The sequence below is a fragment of the Flammeovirga pacifica genome (genome assembly GCF_000807855.2).
Taxonomy (GTDB): domain Bacteria; phylum Bacteroidota; class Bacteroidia; order Cytophagales; family Flammeovirgaceae; genus Flammeovirga; species Flammeovirga pacifica.
On the sequence record NZ_JRYR02000001.1, the window covers coordinates 3,695,774 to 3,718,884 of the forward strand.

Here is a 23,111-nt window from a genome sequence, read left to right on the forward strand (position 1 = left end):
ATAAATATATAGTGAGAAGAGAAACAGTCAATTATGAATTGGCTGTTTTTTTTCATTTATGATAATATGAATAATTAAGATCTAATATATTAAAGTTATTTTTTGATAGTTGTGGCCACATCATCACCGTTTATGTATATATGATTAGGTAATTGATAATAGTAATAAATGATTGAGGAAAGACAGGTACTGTATAGTGCCTGTTTTTTTGTTATTCGATAAAATAAAAAAAAACACTCAAAAATAATTTCAAGTGTTTTTCCACAGCTGGTTAATGTTACTGGTGTATCATGCCATACAATAGGTGACTAACCTATGATTCTTTACCCAATAAGTAATATTCACTAACTGTGCCACTAAGTGTAAATAAATTAAAATACCCTTTTTTAGGTGCTTTAGAGCTGTTTTATACTTTTTGTTTAAATCATATTGTTTCATTTTGAAACTTATTTTCCAAAAATTGGAAAATAATATTTATTAAAATAATGGCTTCTTTATTTAACTTACTTAGACACTATGACGAAACTCATTTTGTAAGCATTTCAAGGTATGTATATTCGCACTCGACTTTAAATTATATACGTTCAAAAAATAAAACTATGAGACAAAAGATTGTTGCAGGTAACTGGAAAATGAACCTGAATAAAGAAGAAGCTGAAATTTTAGCATCAGAAGTAGTAAACATAGCGAAAGATGAAACTCCATCAGACGTTAAAGTAATTATGTGTACTCCTTTTATTCACTTAAGCAAGGTTAAATCATTAATCGGTAATGCTGCTAACGTTTTTGTTGGTGCTCAAAACTGCTACACTGAGCCAAAAGGTGCTTACACTGGTGAAATTTCTGCACAGCAATTAGCATCTTACGGTATCGATTATGTGATCTTAGGTCACTCTGAGCGTCGTGAGTATTTTGGTGAGTCTAACGAGATGTTAGCTACTAAAACTGATGCAGTAATTGCTAACGGTATGTTACCAATCTTCTGTTTTGGTGAAGTATTAGAAGAGCGTGAAGCAGGTACTCAAAAAGCAGTTGTTGAGAAGCAATTATCAGAAGGTTTATTCCACCTTTCTGCTGAAGACTTCGGTAAAGTAGTTTTAGCATACGAGCCAGTTTGGGCTATCGGTACTGGTAAAACAGCTACTTCTGCACAAGCACAAGAAATGCACAAAGATATCCGTGATATGGTTGCTGCTAAATATGGTCAAGAGGTGGCTGATGCTACTTCAATCCTTTACGGTGGTTCTGCTAAACCAAGCAACGCTCAAGAGTTATTCGCTCAGCCAGATGTTGATGGTGGTTTAATTGGTGGTGCTTCTTTAGTATCAAGAGACTTTATTGATATCTCTAAATCTTACTAATTAGATTATACAGGCTTTAAGCCAAAAGTTATATATTAAGACTGTCCTTTGGGCAGTCTTTTTTTTTGTACTATTCTTTTATTAATTTGAGATGACTAAACAAATAAAGTGATTTTATGGTATTAATAATATATCACCAAACAAAACACTAGAATAACTATTATGAAAACTCTCTCCTTATTTACTTTACTGATATGCTCCTTTATTGCTTCAGACATTTTTGCTCAAAAATCAAAGAAGCAGAAAAAAGAAAAAACACTCATTACAGAAGCACAAGATGATATTGAAAAACAAGGTACTTTTGAAAGAGATAGCTCTGTTTTTTATTTTGATAGTTGGATGAATGGAAACGTGTGGTATAAAAGTGGTAAAGTTGTCAAAGATGTACCGGTTTTATTTGATTTGGAACACGATCAAGTAGAAATAATGGAGGTTTACCCTCAACAAATGTATGGAGGTTTAGAAATGATGGATACGGTTATTAAAGTGATAGAAGTAAGCGATTTGAAGCAATTCTCGATTACTTTTGTAGATGATAGCGAAAAGAATATTACGTCAACCTCAGAGTTTTTGTTTGTTAATGGAGATCAGTTTACGAGGGAAGGAGTTCCTGCTATAGGTATCTATCAGTTAACAACAGGAGGAAATGGTGAAATGGGAATACTAGCCTATCCATATCTTTTAAAAACAACGCATATGTATAATTCTTTTGATAGAGATCGAAATAGAGAACAACGCCAAAGGTATAGTAACTATGCGATGAATAATCCAGAAACCTATTATACTTATGATTTAAAAGAACGTTATTATCTTCTTACACCAACGAATGAAATGATTCCTGTCGAAAATTTGAAAAAGAAGACATTGGTTAAAGAGTTTGTAGGGAGAGAAGAAGAAATGAAAGAATATTTAAGTGACTTAAAAATCTATTACAAATCAAAAGAAGGGTTAAGTCAATTAGTAAACTATTATAATAATTACTTCAAATAACGAATTATTGAAGATGCATAGGTGATGTTGGCTTATGATTTATTAAGCCAACCTTGTATGTAATCTCCGACTTGTTTCCAGTGTGGCTCATACATAAACATGTGTGCCATTTTTTCAAAAATCTTTGATTCATGCCCATAAAATGAAGCTGTTCTTTCCACTTCTTCAGGAAAAATTATTTGATCACTCTTGAATCCTATATGGAGCATAGGAACGGTACTTTTTAAAGGATCTATTTCAAAGTCCTTAATAATCAATTCCAATAAAGCTCTTAGAGATTCAGATTGCATATTCTGACCTATAAAGTATTGCAATTTTTTAGAAGGAGGAGTATAATAAATCCCTTCAGGAGCATCAGTATCTACATATTTTAAAATTGGAAATACAGTAGAAACCATAAACTTTCCCCAGCTAATAGGACTTTTAGCCCAATATTTAAATGAGGAACTAAGCATACCGTAGGGAGGTACAGAGGCAAGTAATATTACTTTTTCTAAAGATATTTGTTGAGCTACAATTTGTGAGATGATTCCTCCCATCGAATATCCAATAAGAATAGGTTTTTCTTCTAATTGGGTAATAAGTTGGATGACATCATCTACAAAATCATTAATACCATAAAAATTAAGCATTAGTTTACTTGCCTCAACTCCATGTCCACTTAACGTAATAGAATACGTTTCATAGCCTAGTTGAGGGAAATATTCTAAGAAATTTCCTTCCCATATTTTCCCATTAAACAATGCACCATGTACAAGTAGTATGGGATGCTTATACTTTTTCTCTTTTGGAGAAATGTGAATGATATTACTCATTCAGTAAAACTATTGAAATTTGATCAATATTGATCTACTAAGCCTTGAATAAACGCTTAATATAAGTACTGATTTTTTCATCCGAATTGTTATTTACAAAATAGATGTAAGTGGATGATGAGATTAAACCAATACAGAAAAATTCAATAAGTATAGATACTTCTTGAGAAATTCTACCTGTTAGATTTAATATCATAACTCCAATCAGTAAAAGGATACCAATAACTAAAGGGGCTTTGTCTTGTTTCATGTTAATTAGTCTATTAAAAGTCAGTTCAAATTAGTTTGCTATCTATCAATTAATACAAAAAATACTATTGCGGCATGATAGTTTAAAGTCTGATTCTGTTTAGCGGATCAAATTTGGATAATTTTAATTTTTTTTACAAATCTTGTGAAAGAAAAAATGTTAATATCATTGATGCAAAAGTTTATAAATGCTACCCGGTATCAAATGGAAATTCCAATTTGATACCAGATATATTTTGCATTAAAAATTAGTTCTCATATTTTCCTTTGAACTTCTTATAAAGCATCTCATGCTTATTATTTAAGTCAATTTGTCTTCCATCAATAAAAGCGTGCTCTATTATGCTACTTCTCATATCCAAGAAATCGCCTTTTGTAATGATTAGAGTAGCAGATTTACCTACTTCTAAAGAGCCGTAATTTGCCTCAATACCTAATATTTCAGCGGTATTATAAGTAATCATTCTTAGAGCATCTTCTTTGTTTAAGCCATAAGCTACACAAGTACCCGCATAAAAAGGAAGGTTTCTTGAGTTGGAAGCAGAACTATGCGTTAGTCCTACCTTCACACCGGCATCGTTTAAGAGTTTTGCACGTTTAAAAGGTAAATCTACATCGTCATGTTCTAGGCTAGGAAGGCTGTGTACATCAGAAAGTAATACAGGGATATCATGATTTTTCAAAAAGTCTGCGATGATCCAAGCATCATTCCCTCCAACAATTACAATATTTTTCACCTTAAATTCTTGTGATAGTTGAATTGCTTCAATAATACTTTTAGCATCATTGACATGAATAAATAATGTTTCATCTCCTGTAAAAAGATTTTTAATTGCCTCTAACGGGAAATTGGGAGTTTCGTGTTTTTCTGCTTCTGCATAAGCTAATCCATCCATTAGCACCTGACGAATAAATTTCACTCTCTCTCCATAATACTTATTTGGTTTTACACCTTTATCAGGATTCATCCAAGAAGGGTGTCTATATTTTGAAGGCCAGTGTAAATGCTGTCCATCATTTTCTTTAATGATGGCCTCTTCCCAATTCCAAGCGTCTAATTGAACGATAGAAGACCTACCAGAAAAAACACCTCCAGAAGGCATCACTTGTTCAATAAGAATACCATTGGCTCTTACAGTTGGTATTACATGAGAGTCCGTATTGTAAGCAACAATAGAACGTACCTCTGTATTTACATACCCCGTTTCTCTATCATCATTTGAGGCAGAAACAGCATCTATTTCAATTAATCCTAACTGAGATGTAGGAAGAATGGCTCCAGGGTATATATGTTTTCCTGTGGCATCTATCACTTGGTATTCTTCAGTAGATATATCATTACCAATAGCAGTAATTTCACCTTCTTTGAAAGCGATTATACTATTTTCTATCACCAAACCTTTTCCATCATGAAGTGTACCTCCTTTAATAAGAATAGGTTTTGATTGAGGTTTTGCTGGAGTAGGTACCTGACCATAAGTCAAGCCTGATATCATCCCCAAAATAATATTGAGGAGAATTATTTTTTTCAATACTTTCATTTTTTAGTCTAGGTTAAGGTGATCACAGTGCATATGATGCGTCATTTTTGGTGCAATGTCTTTTACTTTCTCTCCATTTTTCTCAGCTTGTTGCATTTTTTGCACAAGACGATTGCGTTCTTCATTCATTTGTTGACGCAATTTTTGATCATTTTCTAAAGAGAAATACACTGTTCCATCAATTATAGTGAAGGCAGATTTGGCATATATTGATAAAGGGTGGTCTGTCCAAAGTACCACATCAGCTGATTTTCCTACTTTGATAGAACCGACTTGATTGTCTATATGTAGAAGTTTGGCAGGGTTAAGTGTCACCATTTTTAAAGCTTCCTCTTCCGACATATCAGCATACTTCACAGATTTTGATGCTTCTTGATTTAGACGTCTACCCATTTCTGCATCATCAGAATTAATGACTACAGTAAGACCTTGATTGGCCATAAGTGCTGCATTTTGAGGAATTGCTTCATATACTTCGAACTTATAAGTCCACCAATCTGAGAATGTAGAAGCTCCTGCACCATGTGCTTTCATTTTATCTGCTACTTTATAACCTTCTAAGATGTGCGTGAATGTATTGATGTTAAAATCAAATTCATCGGCTACATGCATCAGCATATTTATTTCTGACTGTACGTAAGAGTGACAAGAAATAAAACGCTCTTTATAGATAATTTCTGCTAAAGCGTCTAGTTGTAAATCTTTTCTTGGTGGTACTCCGTTTCCATCAAAGCTATTTTGATCTTCTCTGTATTTTTTTGCTCTACTAAACCCATCCATAAAAACAGCTTCAACTCCCATTCTTGTTTGAGGAAAACGATGTGACATAGGCCAAGAAGAACGTTTTACATTTTCACCTAAAGCAAATTTGATAAAAGGATCAGCACCTTCAAATAATAAATCTTCAGGATTGGATTTACCCCACCTGAGTTTAATAATAGCTGATTGACCTCCAACAGGGTTGGCAGAACCATGTAATAACTGTGCTGATGTAACACCACCAGCTAACTGACGGTACATATGTACATCATGTGGATTTAACACATCTTCCATTCTTACCATTGAAGACATAACAGCAACATCGTTTACAGAAAAAAGCGCTATATGAGAGTGTTCATCAATAATTCCAGCTGTTAAATGTTGGCCAGTACCATCAATTACTTTTGTTTTTTTACTGCCTTTGAGGCCTTTCCCAATTTTTGCAATTTTACCGTCTTTTAAAAGAACATCAGTATTTTCAAGAATACCCTCTGCTTCATTGGTCCAAACTGTAGCGTTTTGAATTAGAATACTTTCTTGCTTAGCCGTTTCTGTATCGCCGTAGGCTGCAAAAGGATATATAAGCTGACCAATTTCTTCTTTTGATTCTTCTTTATCCTTTGACTTGGCAATTTCTTTTTTTCCTTCTTTTTCTTGTTTTACTGCAGACCAAGAAATCCATTGGTTGTTGATATCTTTTCCTTCTCCGGTAAACTTACCTTCATAGTCTAACCAACCTGATAATCTTACTCGGTTAGCCTTTTTTGTTGTGTCTTGTGTAAAGGTTAAAGTGATAAGATCATTCTGAAAACTACCATTTGTAGTTAGTTTGGTAGAATCTTTCTTTACTACATATTTTAATGATGAGATATTTTCTCCTGTAATATCAAGTAGATACTTTTGCTCTTGAACTGTCAATTGATAAGTGCCTCTTACATCATTTTTATTCCAATGTTTTACAACAAAGCGTTTACCTTTGATCCAGTTTTCAAGAACATCGCCTTTCTCAAAAATATTGTCTGAAGTAATAATGAAATTGGCTATTTTTCCTTTTTCTAGTGTACCTAAACGGTCTTGCTCATTGATATAAGATGCCGGAACAGTAGTTAAAGCGGCTAAAGCTTTTTCTTCTGACAAGCCTCTTTTAATAGCTAATCTTAAATTTTTGAAGAAATCAGATGTTTTATCCAATTTACTAGCAGTAATAGAGAAAGTGATGTTTTCATCTGCTAGCATTTTTAAATTTGATGGAGCTAATTCCCAATGTTTTAAATCGGAAAAACTAGCGTTTCTTGCATCTAGAGGATCTTTCACATTGAAAGCTTGAGGAAAATCAACGGGTATAATCAAATTACTTGAAAGTTCCTTTAAAGCCGCTAAATTTTGATATTCATCTCCGTTGCCTACGTAGATATATTGTTTGTTGAACTCTTTTGCAATCTTAGCAGCACGTAAAACATCGAATACATCTTTTGTATCAAAAAACTGAGGAAGAGACTGTGTTTTATTAAATGCCTCTAGAGTAATATCGGTAAAAGCTTTATTTCCTCCTTTTGCATACCAATCCGCATCATAATATGTTTGACGAAGAAGAGCAACATATCCCATAGTACTTACAGGGTACATTTGTTTAGAAGAACCTTTATCGAAAGCATAATGGGCGGCAGCTTCAGACTTTAATATTAAATCGTTGGCTTTTCCTTTCCCAAAGGTAACTAAGGCAGAAGTACCTCTAGATACACCGTCTGCTTGGAAAGTGACGGCCGTTCCAAAACCAATACTTCTCCAACTTTTGGCTTCTGTTTCATCAGCTTTAAATAATTCTGATGCAGAAGTGTTAGCATGAATGGCATCATTGGCATTATAGGCTTTAGGATTCTGAGACCCAATTTTTTCTGGTTCTGAAAATGTCCAAAAGCTTCCTGATTTTACTTCAGGCATTCCATAATTGGAATTGGTATCAATAAACGACGGATATATATGTTTTCCATCTACGTTGATTTCAGCAGCACCTTTTGGCACTTCACCATTTTTAATTACCGAAACCACCTTGCCTTCTTTAATAATTAAAGTAGCGTTTTCAATAATTTGTTGAGGAGAGACATGCACCGTTGCGTGGGTGAATGCATAATAGAGATTGCGATGATCCTTAATACCATTGATGGTAAAAGTTTCTTGAGCAAAAACCATCTTCCCCAAGATCAATAATGATAAGAGTAAATAATTGAATTTTGACATCTTGAATTGGAAATTGGATGTTTGTTAAATATATCCTCCTAACTTAGTAAGGTAGAAGTCATAATCAAACATTTATTGTATCAATTTGGTTTGAAATAATAATTACAAATTAAATTTCTTTATAATTCTTCAAACTATGAAAGTATTAATAACTGGAGGATCTGGGTTGGTAGGAAAAGATATCTCTCAGAAATTATTAAAAAGAGGGGATGAGGTAGTGTGGTTAAGTCGAAAAGAAGATCTTACCTCCTCTATCAAAAGATATCAATGGGATATAAATAAAGGCTATATCAATCCAAAAGCTTTTGATGGGGTAGATGCAGTGATTCATCTAGCAGGTAAATCTGTTGGCGATGGCCGTTGGACTGCATCAGTTAAAAAAGAAATTTTAGAGAGTAGAATTTTATCTACACGTTTATTAAATCAATATATATCACAACTTGAATATCCTCCCAAAGTAGTAGTATGTGCTTCTGCTGTGGGTATTTATGGAGATACTTCTGATACAACAGCAGACGAAAACTCTTCTTTTGGTCATGATTTTCTTTCTGATGTAGTAGTGAAATGGGAAGAAGAACAGCAGAAGATAGCTATTGATCGATTAGTACAGTTAAGAATCGGAGTAGTGCTATCACAAAAAGGAGGGGCATTACCTAAAATTATGGCACCAATTAAAATGTGTGTGGGTTCTGCTTTAGGTAGTGGTGATCAATGGATGTCATGGATTAGTTTAAACGATTTATCAAACATGTTTATCTATACTTTAGATCATAAAGTAGAGGGGGTATTTAATGCAGTTTCTAAAACACCAATTACAAATTCGGGTATAACAAAAGAAATTGCTTCGGCGATCAATAAGCCATTTTTTCTTCCTAATGTACCCTCTTTAATATTAAAGGTGATGTTAGGAGAAAGTGCTGCATTGGTCTTAAATAGTAGTAAAGTAGTTTCATCAAAAAAATTAGGTTACGTATTCGAAGAACATACAATTAAAGATGTTCTTGAAAAGGAAATTTAGAAAAAGAACATTTATTGACCATATACATTATTTATTGATAAGCGATAATAACATTCTACATATAATAAATTATACTATTTTAATATTGGTGAACTGCTCAAGTAAAGTTCACCTTTTTTTTTGTCTCATTTATTTAATTATATCTAGTTATAATTGCATATATTTAATTTAATAAACTGATTGTCAGTGATTTTATTAAAAAAAACTTAATTTTAATATGTCGTATAATCAACGTACTACAATTAAATAATAAATACATCAATCTTATTTAAATAACAATTTGATTCAACTCGTTAATCTATCTTTCTCTTTATATTATTTCGAAATGAATCAAAGTGTACTAACCCAAGAAATATTACTAAATGATTTGCTATTACAATTCTTCATGAAGGTATGTTTTTAACATTTCTACTTTTGTAAGCAATTTTTGAGAGGGTATTCAATCAATTAAATAACACTTTAAAAATCTCTCCTCATTAGCTGTTTACTATTTGCCTAAAAAACTATTTATTACTCAAATTTTATGAAAAAGCACATTTTACTATTTGTGTCGCTACTAACCTTGTTAGTGGGTGTATCTTACGCCCAAGAACGAACTGTAACAGGAACTGTAGCAGATGGCACTGAACCTTTGCCAGGGGTAACAGTAATTGTATCAGGAACATCTACAGGTACAATTACAGATTTAGATGGCAACTTCTCCATTTCTGTTCCCGAAGGAGCGTCGCTAACTTTTAGCTTTATAGGATATACTTCTCAAACTATTCCAGTAGGTACCCAATCTAAGATTAGTGTTGGGATGGAAGTCGATGCGGAAGAATTAGATGAAGTAGTTGTTACTGCCCTTGGACAGCAACAGGATAAAAAATCTTTAGGTTATGCCGTTCAGGGAGTGGATACTGAAGATTTAACACGAACAGGTAACTCTGGTTTAGCAGGGTCAATGCAGGGTAAGATCTCTGGTGTAGATATCAAACCTTCTTCTGGTATGCCAGGAGCTTCTACTCAAATTAATATTCGTGGAGCAAGATCATTTACGGGTAACAATGCACCATTATATGTAGTGGATGGAATGCCAATTTCATCTAATCCAGATTTTAGTACTGGTAACTCAGTGTCAGGGGCAGATATCTCTAACAGAGCAGTAGATATTGATCCTAATGATATTGAAAGTATCAATGTATTAAAAGGTCAGGCTGCCGCAGCCTTATATGGTATTCGAGCTTCAAATGGTGTGATTATCATTAAAACAAAAAGTGGTAAAGGACAAAGAGGTGGTAAACCGATTGTTAGAATATCTAATTTCACCAGTTTTGAAACGGTTTCAAGAAAACCGGAGTATCAAACAACTTACGCACAAGGTTTTAATGGTGCACATAGTCAAGGTTCTTCGATGGCTTGGGGGCCACTTGTTTCTGATTTACCTGATGACCCAACATATGGTGGTAATTCTCAAGGAAGACCAGGTTTGTATCGTGTTTCACAAAGAGAAAGAGCAGGTCTTGATCCATGGGTAGCACCCAATACTTATGATAATTTCGGAGATTATTTTAAAACAGGTTATACTATTAATACATCAGCTAGTGTGAGTCAAGCTACTGAACATGCCAACTATAGTGTAGGTTTGTCAAATGCTACTCAGGATGGTGTAGCTCCTAGTACTGGAATGGATAGATGGAATGCGAAAGGTAAATTCGATGCTACATTAAATGATCACTTTACTACAGGTGTAAGTGCAAATTTTGTCACTACAACCATCACTAAATTATCTGCAGGTAATGATGCCTCTCTGGCAGGTGTTTATGCAGCTCCAACATCATATGATCTAAAAGGTATTCCAGACTCAGAACCAGAAGATCCATACGCTCAAATATATTATCGTTCTCCTACTTTTGATAACCCTTATTGGGCCGCAAAAAATAATGAGTTTGTTGAATCAACAGATCGTTTTTATGGTAATGCTTATATTCAATATGAGACGGACATTAAAGATAATATGGATATTAGATTCAAATATCAATTAGGTATTGATTCTTATACATCACATTATCAAGATATTTTTGAATATGGTCATAGAGCAGGAGCAGGTTATATGTCTAACTATGGGGTAACAAGTGGAGTTGTCAACTCTTTAACTACCTTAAACTTTAATTGGGATATTTCTACAGATTCTAAGTTCCAGGCAATTATAGGTAATGAAATAAATGATACTCGTAAAAAGACTTATCAACAAGATGGTAACTCATTTAACTTTGGAGGGTGGAAACATATAACAAATACCAATGTAATTACTGCTAATGAGAATCAAAGGAATACTAGAACAGTCGGATTTTTTGCATCATTGACTTACTCTTACCGTTCTATGGTTTATTTAACTGTTACAGGTAGAAATGATTATGTATCAAATATGCCTTCAGGAAATAGATCATTCTTTTACCCATCGGTTTCTGCATCAGTTGTACTTAGTGAGATGGATTTCATGGATAATATGGACAAAGTATCTTTATTTAAAATTAGAGGTTCATTTGCACAAGTTGGACAGGCAGGGGATTATGTAGATAACTATTATCAAACACCTACTTATGGTGGTGGTTGGTGGTCTAATCCATACCCTATACAGTATCCATTAAATATTAATAATAATAACGTTAACTCGTTTACACGCTATACTCAAATTAATGATCCAAATTTAAAACCTCAGAATACAGCTTCTTATGAAATAGGTACAGATTTAGGATTTTTAAATGATCGTATTACACTTAGTTATACTTACTCAAGACAAAATGTAACAGATCAGATTTTTGCTGTTCCATTATCTGCTTCAACAGGTTTTTCAGAGCTATATACTAATGGTGGTAAATTACATACCGATGCTCATGAGGTTATCTTAAATGTAATACCTGTTCAAACGACAGACTTTAATTGGGCCATTAATGTTAACTTCTCAAGAATAGTTTCTTTTGTTGATGAGCTAGCTGAAGGAGTAGAAAGTATCTTCTTAGGTGGTTATGTTACTCCTCAAGTAAGAGCGGCAGCAGGTTATGCTTATCCAGTTATTTACGGTTCTACTTTCTTAAGAGATGATCAAGGTAGAGTATTAGTAGAAGAGGATCCAAATAGTCCATATAGAGGTATGCCATTAGCAGGTCCTGCGGGTATTATCGGAGATGTAAACCCTGATTTCATTCTAGGATTTACAAATACTTTTGGATATAAAAACTGGACATTAGGAGCTACTTTCGAATGGAAAAATGGTGGAGAAATGTATTCTGGATCTAACGGTTTGACCAACTTATACGGAGTATCTAAAAAGACAGAAGATAGAACATCTACTTTTGTTTATGATGGGTATAAAGCAGATGGTTCTAAAAACAATATAGAAAGAGGCGGAGCAAATGATCCTCAGGCAATGCAATATTTATATTCAGATGTGGAAGGTAATATTGATGAAGCTTATATCTATGATAACTCATTCTTGAAATTAAGAGAATTATCATTGGGTTATAAATTCCCTAAGAAGTTGATTAAAGGAACAACAACATTAGGCTTATCAGCATTTGCAAGAAATATTTTGATTTGGACAGCTTTACCAAACTTTGATCCTGAATCTTCTCAGGGTAATACAAACATGGGTGGATCATTTGAAAGATTCTCTATGCCTAATACAAACAGTTTTGGTTTTGGTGTTGATGTAACTTTCTAATTAAACAAAATGAAAAAGTTTTTATATATAATATTATTGATGTTAGGAACATCGATTACCTCATGTACAGATGAGATAATGGATGAAATCAATAAAAATCCAAATAATCCTAACGACGTGCCCTCTAGGTTAGTAATTACAGATGCAATGAATAGTTCTATTGTATCTGTTTCTAATGGCGATTATGCTTTTTACGCATCCTTATTTATTGAACATCATGTAGGTGTTTTCAATCAGTTTTATAATACTGAAGTAAGAAATGATGCTTCTGTAACTTCAGCTACCACTTATAATAATGCATGGGTAAGTTCTTACAGAACCATGAGAAACTTGCAAGATGTAGTTGATAAGTGTTCGGATGGAGGTAGTGAAGCAGGTAACTTTCATACTTTAGGGATTGCTCAAATTCTAATGGCTTATAATTTAGCAGTAGTAACAGATGCTTGTGGTGATGTACCATGGTCAGAGGCTTTAGACCCTATCAATCATTTAAGACCTGTTTTAGATACGCAAGAAAGTATTTATGCAGAAGTAGAGAAATTGTTAGACGAAGGAATTGCTAATTTAGCAAAGACAACAACATTTCCTGCTTTGGGTGCCCAAGATGTAATATATGGTCTTCAAACAAACCCAGTAGATTATTGGACAAAATTGGGATATGGATTGAAAGCTAGATATGCGATGAGGTTAGCACATAAAGGAAAATATACGTATGATGATGTTATCACAAATGTAGGTTTATCATTTACTTCTGCAGATGATGAAGCAAAGTATCTTTACAATGGGGCGACTTCGTTTAACCCGTATTATTTATTGTTTACTCAAAGAGATATGTATGGTTCAAGTAAGAGTTTAGATTCCTTAAATATGAATGAATTTGATCCACGAAAAGCCAAGTATTTTATACCTCACCCAGATAATAAAGATACTGATGGTAATCCGGTATTCGAATTTGCTCCTAATGGATCCCCTGATCAGATTCAAGGTAGATATGGTATTTCTTCATATTTTAATGATCCAGTGCAAACTACTTACATCATGAGTTATCATGAGTTGAAGTTCTTAGAAGCTGAAGCCAATGAAAGAAAGGCTGCAGGCACTGGTAAAGTGATAGCACAAGCTGCAATTACTGCTGCAATGACAGCGGCAAAAATAGAACAAGATTCGATTACAAGTTATTTAGCAAAAGTGGATAGTATTGAAAATTTAAATGAAATAACTTTTGATGTTAAATATATCTTGAAAGAAAAGTACATCGCATCCTTTATAGTCGAACCTTTAGAAGCTTATGCTGATTATAGAAGAATGCAATCTTTAGGGGAATCAGATTATATTGAATTATTGAACCCTCAAACTGCAAAATTCCCATTAAGGTTTACTTATGGAGCAGATGATGTTAACAATAATGAGAATGTAAGGAAAGCTCAAGAAAAAGATAACGGACAATTTGTTTATACAGATCCTGTTTGGTGGGCTAGTCCTAATTAAAGGTAAGTAGTTGCACATTTAATGTTGGGATAAAAAGGCTAAAAAATAAAAGCTAAAATCTCTGATTTTTATTGTACGACTTCTTTATAAATAATTCAACTATATAGTAAACTAGAGGCTGCCCTATACTAATGGGGTCAGCCTCTTTTTTTGAAATTTTTTTAAGAGAATTTCTATATATAAAATTCAAAATCACTCCATTTATGTTAATAAAAAGGTGTAATAAAACCACTAGTTTAATTTTATTTATAAAACCATGTTAATACATGAACAAAGTGGTGGTTTGCACTCTATTATTTTGACTATGCTTAGAAAGAAAGAAGAATCAATTGTTTTTAGAGTTGTTATTGGAATAATATAATGAAAAGCACTAGTCGTGTACAGTGTTAAGAGTAGTGTTTTTTTGTGAAAAAATGCATTTAACATAATGTGTTAAGCAATTGATTATCAAGGTTTAATAAATAAACGATCCTTTTATTAGCAAATATTAACTAAAAATAACCCAATTTTTAAAACTAAATTATCTAATATTGCTGCATCCAATAATTTAATAGAGAGTATTGATTATTACTAACCAAAATCTATTCATTCTCTTTTTTAAATCAATTCAATTATAACATATTCATCTCGTACTTTCATTTGGTATTAAACATTCTATTTCAGAGCACTTGATGTTTATTTCGCTTAATTTTTTTAATTTATGTACAAACGACTTCTATCTTTATTAGTACTTACACTAGCATTTTGTGTAAGTGCTTTAGCACAAGAAAGAACAGTGTCAGGTAAAGTATCAGAGGCTGGTCAAGCCCTACCTGGTGTAACTGTCTTAGTAAAAGGTACTACTATAGGTACCATAACTGACATTGATGGTAAATTCACAGTAAGCACTACTAATGATGCTACATTGGTTTTCAGTTTTGTTGGTTACTCAACACAAGAAATTGTTGTAGGAACACAAACAGATATTAATGTTATTTTAGAACAAGATGCAGAACAACTTGATGAAGTTGTTGTTATCGGTTACGGAACAACTGAAAAGACTTCATTTACAGGTTCAGCAACAATGGTGAACTCAGAGCAGGTAGAAAATATTCAAACTGCTAACCCTCTTGCTGGTTTAGAAGGTTCAGTTCCAGGTCTTCAGATGACAGGAACTAGTGGTCAACCAGGTTCAAGTCCTTCAATTAATGTTCGTGGATTTTCTTCAATCAACCAATCAAATGATCCATTAATTATTGTTGATGGTACTCCTTTTGATGGTCAACTGAACGCAATAAACCCTAAAGATATTGAATCATTTTCAGTGTTAAAGGATGCGTCAGGTACTGCAATCTATGGTTCAAGAGCTACAAATGGTATTATCATGATTACTACTAAAAGTGGTAAAGGTAGTCAGCCAAAAATAAACTTATCGGCAAGAGTAGGTGTAACTGAAAGAGCTTTCCCTGAGTATGACCGTGTGAATGCAAGTCAATACTATGAAGGTATGTGGGAAGGATACAAAAATAGAGCATTAAGTAATGATGCAACAGATGATGAAGCAAGACAATTAGCTAGTCAAAATGTTGTTGCAGAGTTAGGTAATTACAATGCGTATAATGTTGCAGCAGATCAATTAGTTGGATTAGATGGTAAATTAAATCCAAATGCTCAAATGTTATACAATGACGATTGGCAGGACGAAATGTTTGGTACAGGTCTTCGTCATGAATATAACTTATCAATGAGCGGAGGTGGTGAAAAAACAGACTATTTCTTATCTACAGGTTATTTAAACGAAGAAGGTATTGTTGATAATTCAGGTTTTGAGAAATTAACAGCTAGATTGAAAGTAAATACTGATGTTAAACCTTGGTTAAGAATGGGAGCAAACATCAACTACGGTTATACTGAGTCTGCTTTTATGGGTGCTGATGGAACAGCAACTTCAAACCCATTCTATTCAACAAGAATGATGGGACCGATTTACCCAGTATACTTAAGAGACGAAAAAGGAAATTACGTTCATGATGACCAAGGTGAAAGAGTATATGACTATGGTGCTGGTGAAATGAACGGTTGGGTGAGACCATATGCAGCGAACTCAAATGTTGTTGCTACTACAAGGTTAGATTACAACAAAAATAGAAGACATAATATTGGAGCAAGAGGTTATGTTCAAGTATCATTCTTGAATGATTTTAAATTCACATCGAACATTTCGACCGATATATTTAATACTTCTGCGATTGAAAATCAAAATAAGAACTTCGGTGATGCTGCATCATTTAATGGTAGATCAACTAAAACAGGTTCTACAGCAATGTCTTACACATTTAACCAAGTTTTAACTTATCAAAAGAAAATAGGTAGACATAGTGTTTCAGGAACAGTAGGACATGAGGCTTACAAATACCAATATGACTACTTAACGTCAACAAGAACGGGATTCTCTGTTCCAGGTATGGTAGAATTAGGAGCTGCATCATCAACTGAATATGCTAGTTCTTACTTTAATGAGCATGCAATAGAATCATATTTTGGTAGAGCAGAATATAATTTTGATAATAAGTATTTTGTATCTGGTTCAGTTAGAGCGGATGGTACTTCAAGATTTGCAGAATCGTCTCGTTGGGGTAACTTTTGGTCAATTGGTGCTTCATGGAGACTTTCTGAAGAAGAATTTTTAAAAGATGTTAGTTGGGTAAATGAATTAAAGTTAAGAGCTTCACACGGTGCTTTGGGTAACGAAGGTGTTCTAAACGTTAATGGATCTCAAAATTATTTTCCTTGGCAAGCTTTATATGATTTAGGGTATGCCAACAACTCTTTATCAGGTGGTTATTTGGGTAACTTATCTAACCCATCTTTACAATGGGAACAAAACATAAGTTCTAACATTGGTGTGGATTTCACTTTATTGAATAGAATTAATGGTACTGTAGAATATTATATTAGAGATTCAAAAGATCTTATTATGGACAAACCAGTTGCTCCATCTTTAGGTTTTGATAATGTAATTTCAAATATTGGTGCAATTAGAAATAAAGGTGTTGAGATTAGCGTGAATGCTGATGTGGTTCAGACTAAAGATTTCAATTGGAATTTAGGTGTTATTTGGTCTAAAAATATTAATGAAATCATTGAGCTTGAATCTCCTTTCATTGATGGAAATAAATACTTAAAAGAAGGTGGTTCTATTTTCGATTTCTACTATGTTGAGTATGCAGGTGTTGATCCAGATAATGGAGATGCTTTGTATTACCAAAAAGTTAAGGATGACCAAGGTAATTTAACTGGTGAAAGAGTTAAAACTAATAATTATGATGATGCTTTAGCTGATTCAAGAGAAGTATTAGGTTCATCAATGCCTGATTTCCAAGGTTCGATATCAAATACTATTTCTTATAAAGGATTTGATCTATCAATTCTAATGACTTTCTCAAAAGGTGGGTTAATCTATGACGCAACTTATGCTAGATTAATGATGCCAGATCAAGGTAGTGCAATGCACCAAGATTTATATGATAAAGCTTGGAGACAACCAGGAGATGTAACAGATGTACCTCGTATAGAGCTTGACGAAAATCAAATTGCAAGGTCTTCTTCTAGGTTCTTAACAGATGCTTCATATTTTGGTATTAGAAATATGACATTAGGGTACAATGTTCCTGTGAATGTTGTAAATAAAATGAAGTTAGGCTCTATGAGAGCTTATGTTACTGCAGATAATTTGTGGTACTCAAATGAAAGACAAGGTTTATACATTAATCCTTCTCGAGGTGGTAATACAGGATATGGATACGTTCCAGTACGTACAGTTTCATTTGGTTTAGACTTAAGCTTCTAATTTTAGAAAAATATGAAAAAGATTTTAAAAGCAGCGTTAGTTGCTTCAACAATATTATTCTCTACAAGTTGCTCAAAAGACTTTTTAGAGGTAGCCCCAACAGATGCAATTTCAAAAGATCAAATCTTTTCTTCTGTTGATGGAGCATATGTAGCATTGAACGGTATTTATCGTAATATGTATACAATTCAATTAACAAAAGAAGGATCGTCTCGTCATCATAATTTTGGAGAAGGTGCAGTTCATATTTTCACAGATTTAAGAGGTGAAGATTTGTACCCTGCTACTGGAGGTTATGGTTGGTTTAATGATGATTATAACTTGATTGATAGATCTGCGGGTACTGGAAGACCAACTTTTGTTTGGAGATACTACTACTCTTTAATCAATAATGCAAATGAAATTATTGCAAATATTGATGGTATATCAGGTGAAGATGAGTTAAAGAATGACGTTAAGGGTCAGGCACTAGCAATTAGAGCTCATTCGTATTTTAAATTAGTGCAATTGTTTCAATTCACATATAAAGGAAATGAATCTTTACCAGGTGTTCCTCTTTATACTGAGCCTTCAGTAGCAACTACTGAACCTAAAGATAGATCAACTGTGCAGGAAGTATATGATCTAATTTTATCTGATTTGATAGAGGCAGAAACATTACTTAATGGTCAAACTCAATCTCATGTTTCTCATATTGATGAAGCAATTGTAGACGGTTTATTGGCAAGAGTTTACCTTGTGCAAAATGAGTGGGCTAAGGCTGCAGAATATGCCACAAAAGCAAGAAATGGCGTAGTTTTAAGTGATATTACATCAGGTGTTGATAGAGCCGGAAGAGATAATGGATGGTTATGGGGCTTACAAATTAATAATGAGCAACAAACTACATATGCTTCTTTCTTTTCACACATGGATAATACTACATTTAACTATGCGTCATTAGGACAACAAAAGTGTATTAACAAGAAATTGTATGATCATTTATCTGCAACTGATGTTAGAAAAGCTTTAATTCTTGACCCTGCAGATGTAGATCCGCAAGATCCTTATGCTATTAGAGAGTATATGTATTATAAATTCAGAATGTCTAACCCAACAACTTGGGATTCTGATTATGTAATGATGAAGTCTGATGAGATGCTGTTTATTGAAGCTGAAGCACTAGCAATGTTAGGTCAAGATGCCAATGCTGCAACTTTACTTCAAGAAATTGTTGGAACTAGAGATTCAAATACTGATGTTTCTGGCTTAACAGGTCAAGCTTTGATGGATGAAATTAAAATTCAGAGAAGAATTGAATTATGGGGTGAAGGACATAGGTTGTTAGACCTTCTTAGAAGAAAAGAAGATCTTGACAGAAGAGATGGAGGTCATAATGAGCCATTAGCTCAAACACTTCAATTAGCTTCAGGCCAAAAAGAATGGATTTTACAAATTCCACAAGATGAATTAGATCAAAATGGTAATATAAAAATTCAAAATGATTAATTCATACTCATATTATTTATGAGTAATTGAGCTGATGTACATAAATTATTAGCTATATATTAACAGGTCTTCAATATTTGAAGACCTGTTTTTTTTTACTAAAAAAATAAATATTGATTGGAACATTAATAGATACTAAAAATGTGACAGTTTGTTATTTCTCCAAGTAAATATCAAAAATTGTATTTTTTCTAGAAAAATATTTCACTCTTACTTGCTTTTGTTAAATAAATTGAAAAAATAATTACAATATATTTAGATAATTAAAGTTAATGTTATATAATTGCATATACCAAAAGAGAAAAAAATACTTTCTCTGCTACTTGATTCAATTATTAAACTTACTTTCTAAATATTTCATATGACAACATTCTACTATTTTAAACCGATAGCAATCAATCTATTAGCCATTATTTTTTAGCCATTATTTATTTCAATAAGATATTCTAGGAGAAAGAACCTATTAGCTACTTTTTAAATAGGTACCTAGATCTACACTTTTAAGTTCCAATTCAATTATTTTTTTATTATGAGAAAAGCACTCTTGCTAATCTCTCTTTTGATGAGCGTTGTATTTACAGCTTTTGCACAAGAGAGGACCGTAACAGGTACGGTAAAAGATGCAGCCGGCGATCCATTGCCAGGTGTTGCAGTAATTTTAAAAGGTACAACAATAGGTACAGTATCCAATGTAGATGGATATTTTAAATTATCAGTAGATGCTGAAAACCCAGTATTAACATTAAAGTTAATCGGATTTGCTGATCAGGAAATATCTGTAGGTACCCAATCTAATATCTCCGTATCTATGGAGGAGGATCTTACTGAATTAGAAGTAATTGTAGTATCAGGTGTTGCTTCTGGTACTCCTAAGAAAAAGCTTTCAGTAACTGTAGCTAAAGTTGGTTCCGATCAAATAGATCAAGTACCCGCTATATCTGCTGCAGGAGCATTACAAGGTAAGGTAGCAGGTGTTACAGTTACTTCAGGAGCTGGTGATCCGGGTTCATCTTCACGAATTCAATTACGTGGAAGTACTCAGATTTCAGGATCACAGGATCCACTTATTATTGTGGATGGTGTAATGATTGAGGGTTCTTTAGCAGATATTAATGTTAATGACATCGAATCTTATGAGGTTGTAAAAGGAGCTTCAGCAGCATCTTTATATGGTTCAAGAGCAGGTAATGGTGTTGTGGTTATTACAACAAAACGTGGTACAAAAGGTAGTGGTAAAACAAGAGTTACTCTTAGAAATGAATTCGGTATGAGTAGCTTGCCAACAAAGTTGAAACTAAATAATAGCCATAACTTTAATTTAGCTTCTGATTGGGAAAGCGAAAAGAGATACACAAAGTATGATGGGGTGACTTATCCAGATGGTTACGAAGGTGGTGCAAATAAAGCCATAGTTGGTAGTAGAACACCGAAGGATGATATGTTTATGGATAACCCTTATTCAAGAAACTTTGATGCTCAAGATGAGATTTTCAAGGGAGGTGAATTTATGACAAATTATGTTGCAGTTTCAAATAATAGTGATAAAACGAATTTCTTTGCGTCGTTCGAAAATACAGCTCAATCAGGAATTATTAAAGAAACTGAAGGTTATGATAGACAAAACTTCAGAGTAAATATTGATCATAGATTGAATGATAAGTTAACTTTTTCTGCAAGTAACTTATATATAAGATCAAAAACGTTTTTACCAGGTGGACAAAATGCATCTAATGGAGGTATCTTTTTTGAGACACTTCTTATGGATCCTGATTATAACCCTGAGTTGAGAAACCCTGATGGTCAGCCTTATTTGCTTACTATTGATCCTTGGACAAACAATACTAACCCAATGTATCCAGTTTGGAAAGAGGAAAATGAAAGAAATAGAAGTAGAATGCTTGGTAGCTATAAACTTGATTGGTCAATTTCTGATGCTTTTAGATTAGATGGTCAATATGCTTTTGAAAAAAGAGATATAAAGTATACATCATATAATCCTTATGATACTTGGACTATCGCAGGTTCAGATGCAGTTTATTCTAAGGGTAGTTTATATCAATCAAACACATCTAATTTTGCAGAAACTCTACAAGCAACTTTAAGTTTCAATAAAAAGTTTGGTGATTTTACTACTAAGGGTAAATTATCATATTTATTTGAGAATAATCAATACGAGTGGAGTGAAACAAGTGGTAACGATTTTGGCGTTCCTGGTACTCCATCTTTTGATGCTATTGAAGGTCAAATTGCTGCTAGTTCTTATGTTTCTCAAGTTAAGGCACATAACTATTTTGCTATTGTATCATTAGATTATAAAGATAAATATATTTTTGACGGGTTATTCAGAGTTGATGGTTCATCTTTATTTGGAGAAAATGAAAGATGGCAAAATTATTACAGAATATCTGGTGCATACAGAATATCAGAAGACGTAACAATACCAGGTATTGATGAATTAAAAATCCGTGCTGCACACGGTATTTCAGGACAAAGACCTAACTTTTCAGCACAATATGAAAATTATTCTGTAAATAATGGTAAGGCAAGTATTTCAACTCTTGGTAACAAAGATTTAAAACCTTCAAGATCAGTTGAAACAGAATTTGGTTTAAATGTAGATTTCTTGAAAAGATTTAGATTTGAGTTAGTATATGCAAATACAGTTACATCAGATCAATTCTTAGAAGTACCATTGCCTGCTTTCGCAGAAGCGCCTTATCAATGGCAAAATGCAGGTACATTAGAGTCTAATACTTGGGAGGCAAGTTTAGGTATTAATGTATTGAAAAAGAAGAATTTCACTTGGGATATGAATGTTATTTGGGATAGAACACGTCAACAAATAACACAATTAGATGTTCCTGCTTACTTAACTGGTCCTGAAGGACAAGATGCAAATGCGTTCTATATTAGAGAAGGAGAGACTTTTGGGATGATGTACGGAAGAACATTTGTAAAGTCGTTAGATCAGATGTCTAGCCAGTTGCCAGAAGGATCTACTGTTGATGATTTTGAAGTGAACTCAGATGGATATGTTATTGCTAAAGGTACTGAAGGTACACCAGACGAGGCACCTATTTTAGTAAGAGATGAAGATGGACAACCTATTCAAACACAAATAGGTGATTCTAATCCAATATTTAAAATGGGCTTGTCTTCTACTTTTTCATATAAAGGTTTCTCTTTATATATGTTATGGAACTGGAAAAATGGTGGAGATATCTATAATAGAACTCAACAATGGTTAACAAGAGATTCTAGATCTGCCATGATGGATCAAGCTGGAAAAGCTGATAATATGAAAAAGGTTGAATCTTACTATCAAGGGTTTTATGACGCAAATAGCATCAATGAATTTTGGGTTGAAGATGGATCATACGTTAAGTTAAGTGAACTTGCATTAACTTATAATGTAGAAAAAGCAGTCTTATCAAATTTTGTAGGAGGTGCATTTAAAGGAGTAAAAGTAAGTGTAATTGGTAGAAATTTATTGACATTCACAAACTATTCAGGATATGATCCTGAAGTTACTACTAACAATGTTTCAGGTAATCAATCATTTGCTTTTGATTTTGCAGGTTATCCTAATTTTAGAACGATTTCTGGTTCGTTAACATTAGAATTTTAATTGA

The 23,111-nt window shown here is 33.3% G+C and carries 12 protein-coding genes; 8 read left to right on the top strand and 4 right to left on the bottom strand.

The features are described 5' to 3' along the window. Positions 1-599 precede the first annotated feature (599 nt). Positions 600-1,361 carry a triose-phosphate isomerase gene (gene tpiA / locus NH26_RS14545; protein WP_044227395.1) on the top strand — a complete coding sequence of 254 codons (762 nt, stop codon included), beginning with the start codon at positions 600-602 and terminating at the stop codon, positions 1,359-1,361. Positions 1,362-1,523: 162 nt separating this feature from the next. Next, a complete protein-coding gene (locus NH26_RS14550; RefSeq protein ID WP_044227321.1) occupies positions 1,524-2,351 on the top strand; it encodes a hypothetical protein in 828 nt (275 codons plus the stop codon). A 32-nt stretch (positions 2,352-2,383) separates the two neighbouring features. Here NH26_RS14550 and NH26_RS14555 read toward each other — a convergent pair whose 3' ends face one another. The 4 genes from NH26_RS14555 to NH26_RS14570 all read right to left on the bottom strand — a co-directional run bounded on the left by NH26_RS14555 (position 2,384) and on the right by NH26_RS14570 (position 7,953). Next, positions 2,384-3,166: an alpha/beta hydrolase gene (locus NH26_RS14555; RefSeq protein ID WP_044227323.1), complete on the bottom strand. Its 783-nt coding sequence runs from the start codon at positions 3,164-3,166 to the stop codon at positions 2,384-2,386. A gap of 37 nt (positions 3,167-3,203) precedes the next feature. After that, a complete protein-coding gene (locus NH26_RS14560) occupies positions 3,204-3,416 on the bottom strand; it encodes a hypothetical protein (protein WP_044227325.1) in 213 nt (70 codons plus the stop codon). 247 nt (positions 3,417-3,663) lie between these two features. Next, complete coding sequence (locus NH26_RS14565; protein WP_394331096.1) at positions 3,664-4,947, bottom strand: amidohydrolase family protein; 1,284 nt, start codon at positions 4,945-4,947, stop codon at positions 3,664-3,666. Positions 4,948-4,959: 12 nt separating this feature from the next. Beyond that, positions 4,960-7,953 carry an amidohydrolase family protein gene (locus tag NH26_RS14570; protein ID WP_044227332.1) on the bottom strand — a complete coding sequence of 998 codons (2,994 nt, stop codon included), beginning with the start codon at positions 7,951-7,953 and terminating at the stop codon, positions 4,960-4,962. 136 nt (positions 7,954-8,089) lie between these two features. Between NH26_RS14570 and NH26_RS14575 the strand changes: the two genes are divergently transcribed. The 6 genes from NH26_RS14575 (at position 8,090) to NH26_RS14600 (ending at position 23,107) form a co-directional block, all read left to right on the top strand. Then, complete coding sequence (locus NH26_RS14575; RefSeq protein ID WP_044227334.1) at positions 8,090-8,971, top strand: TIGR01777 family oxidoreductase; 882 nt, start codon at positions 8,090-8,092, stop codon at positions 8,969-8,971. 523 nt (positions 8,972-9,494) lie between these two features. Beyond that, positions 9,495-12,674: a SusC/RagA family TonB-linked outer membrane protein gene (locus NH26_RS14580; protein ID WP_044227338.1), complete on the top strand. Its 3,180-nt coding sequence runs from the start codon at positions 9,495-9,497 to the stop codon at positions 12,672-12,674. Between the two features lie 9 nt (positions 12,675-12,683). Further along, positions 12,684-14,162, top strand: coding sequence for a SusD/RagB family nutrient-binding outer membrane lipoprotein (locus NH26_RS14585; protein WP_044227342.1), 1,479 nt, complete (start codon positions 12,684-12,686; stop codon positions 14,160-14,162). Positions 14,163-14,862: 700 nt separating this feature from the next. Next, on the top strand, positions 14,863-17,991 hold the full coding sequence (locus NH26_RS14590) for a SusC/RagA family TonB-linked outer membrane protein (protein ID WP_052432220.1): 3,129 nt from the start codon (positions 14,863-14,865) through the stop codon (positions 17,989-17,991). 12 nt (positions 17,992-18,003) lie between these two features. Continuing rightward, positions 18,004-19,479: a RagB/SusD family nutrient uptake outer membrane protein gene (locus NH26_RS14595; RefSeq protein ID WP_044227344.1), complete on the top strand. Its 1,476-nt coding sequence runs from the start codon at positions 18,004-18,006 to the stop codon at positions 19,477-19,479. 529 nt (positions 19,480-20,008) lie between these two features. Beyond that, positions 20,009-23,107 (top strand): SusC/RagA family TonB-linked outer membrane protein, encoded by a 3,099-nt coding sequence (locus NH26_RS14600; protein ID WP_084812189.1) that lies wholly within the window; start codon positions 20,009-20,011, stop codon positions 23,105-23,107. Positions 23,108-23,111: the final 4 nt, after the last annotated feature.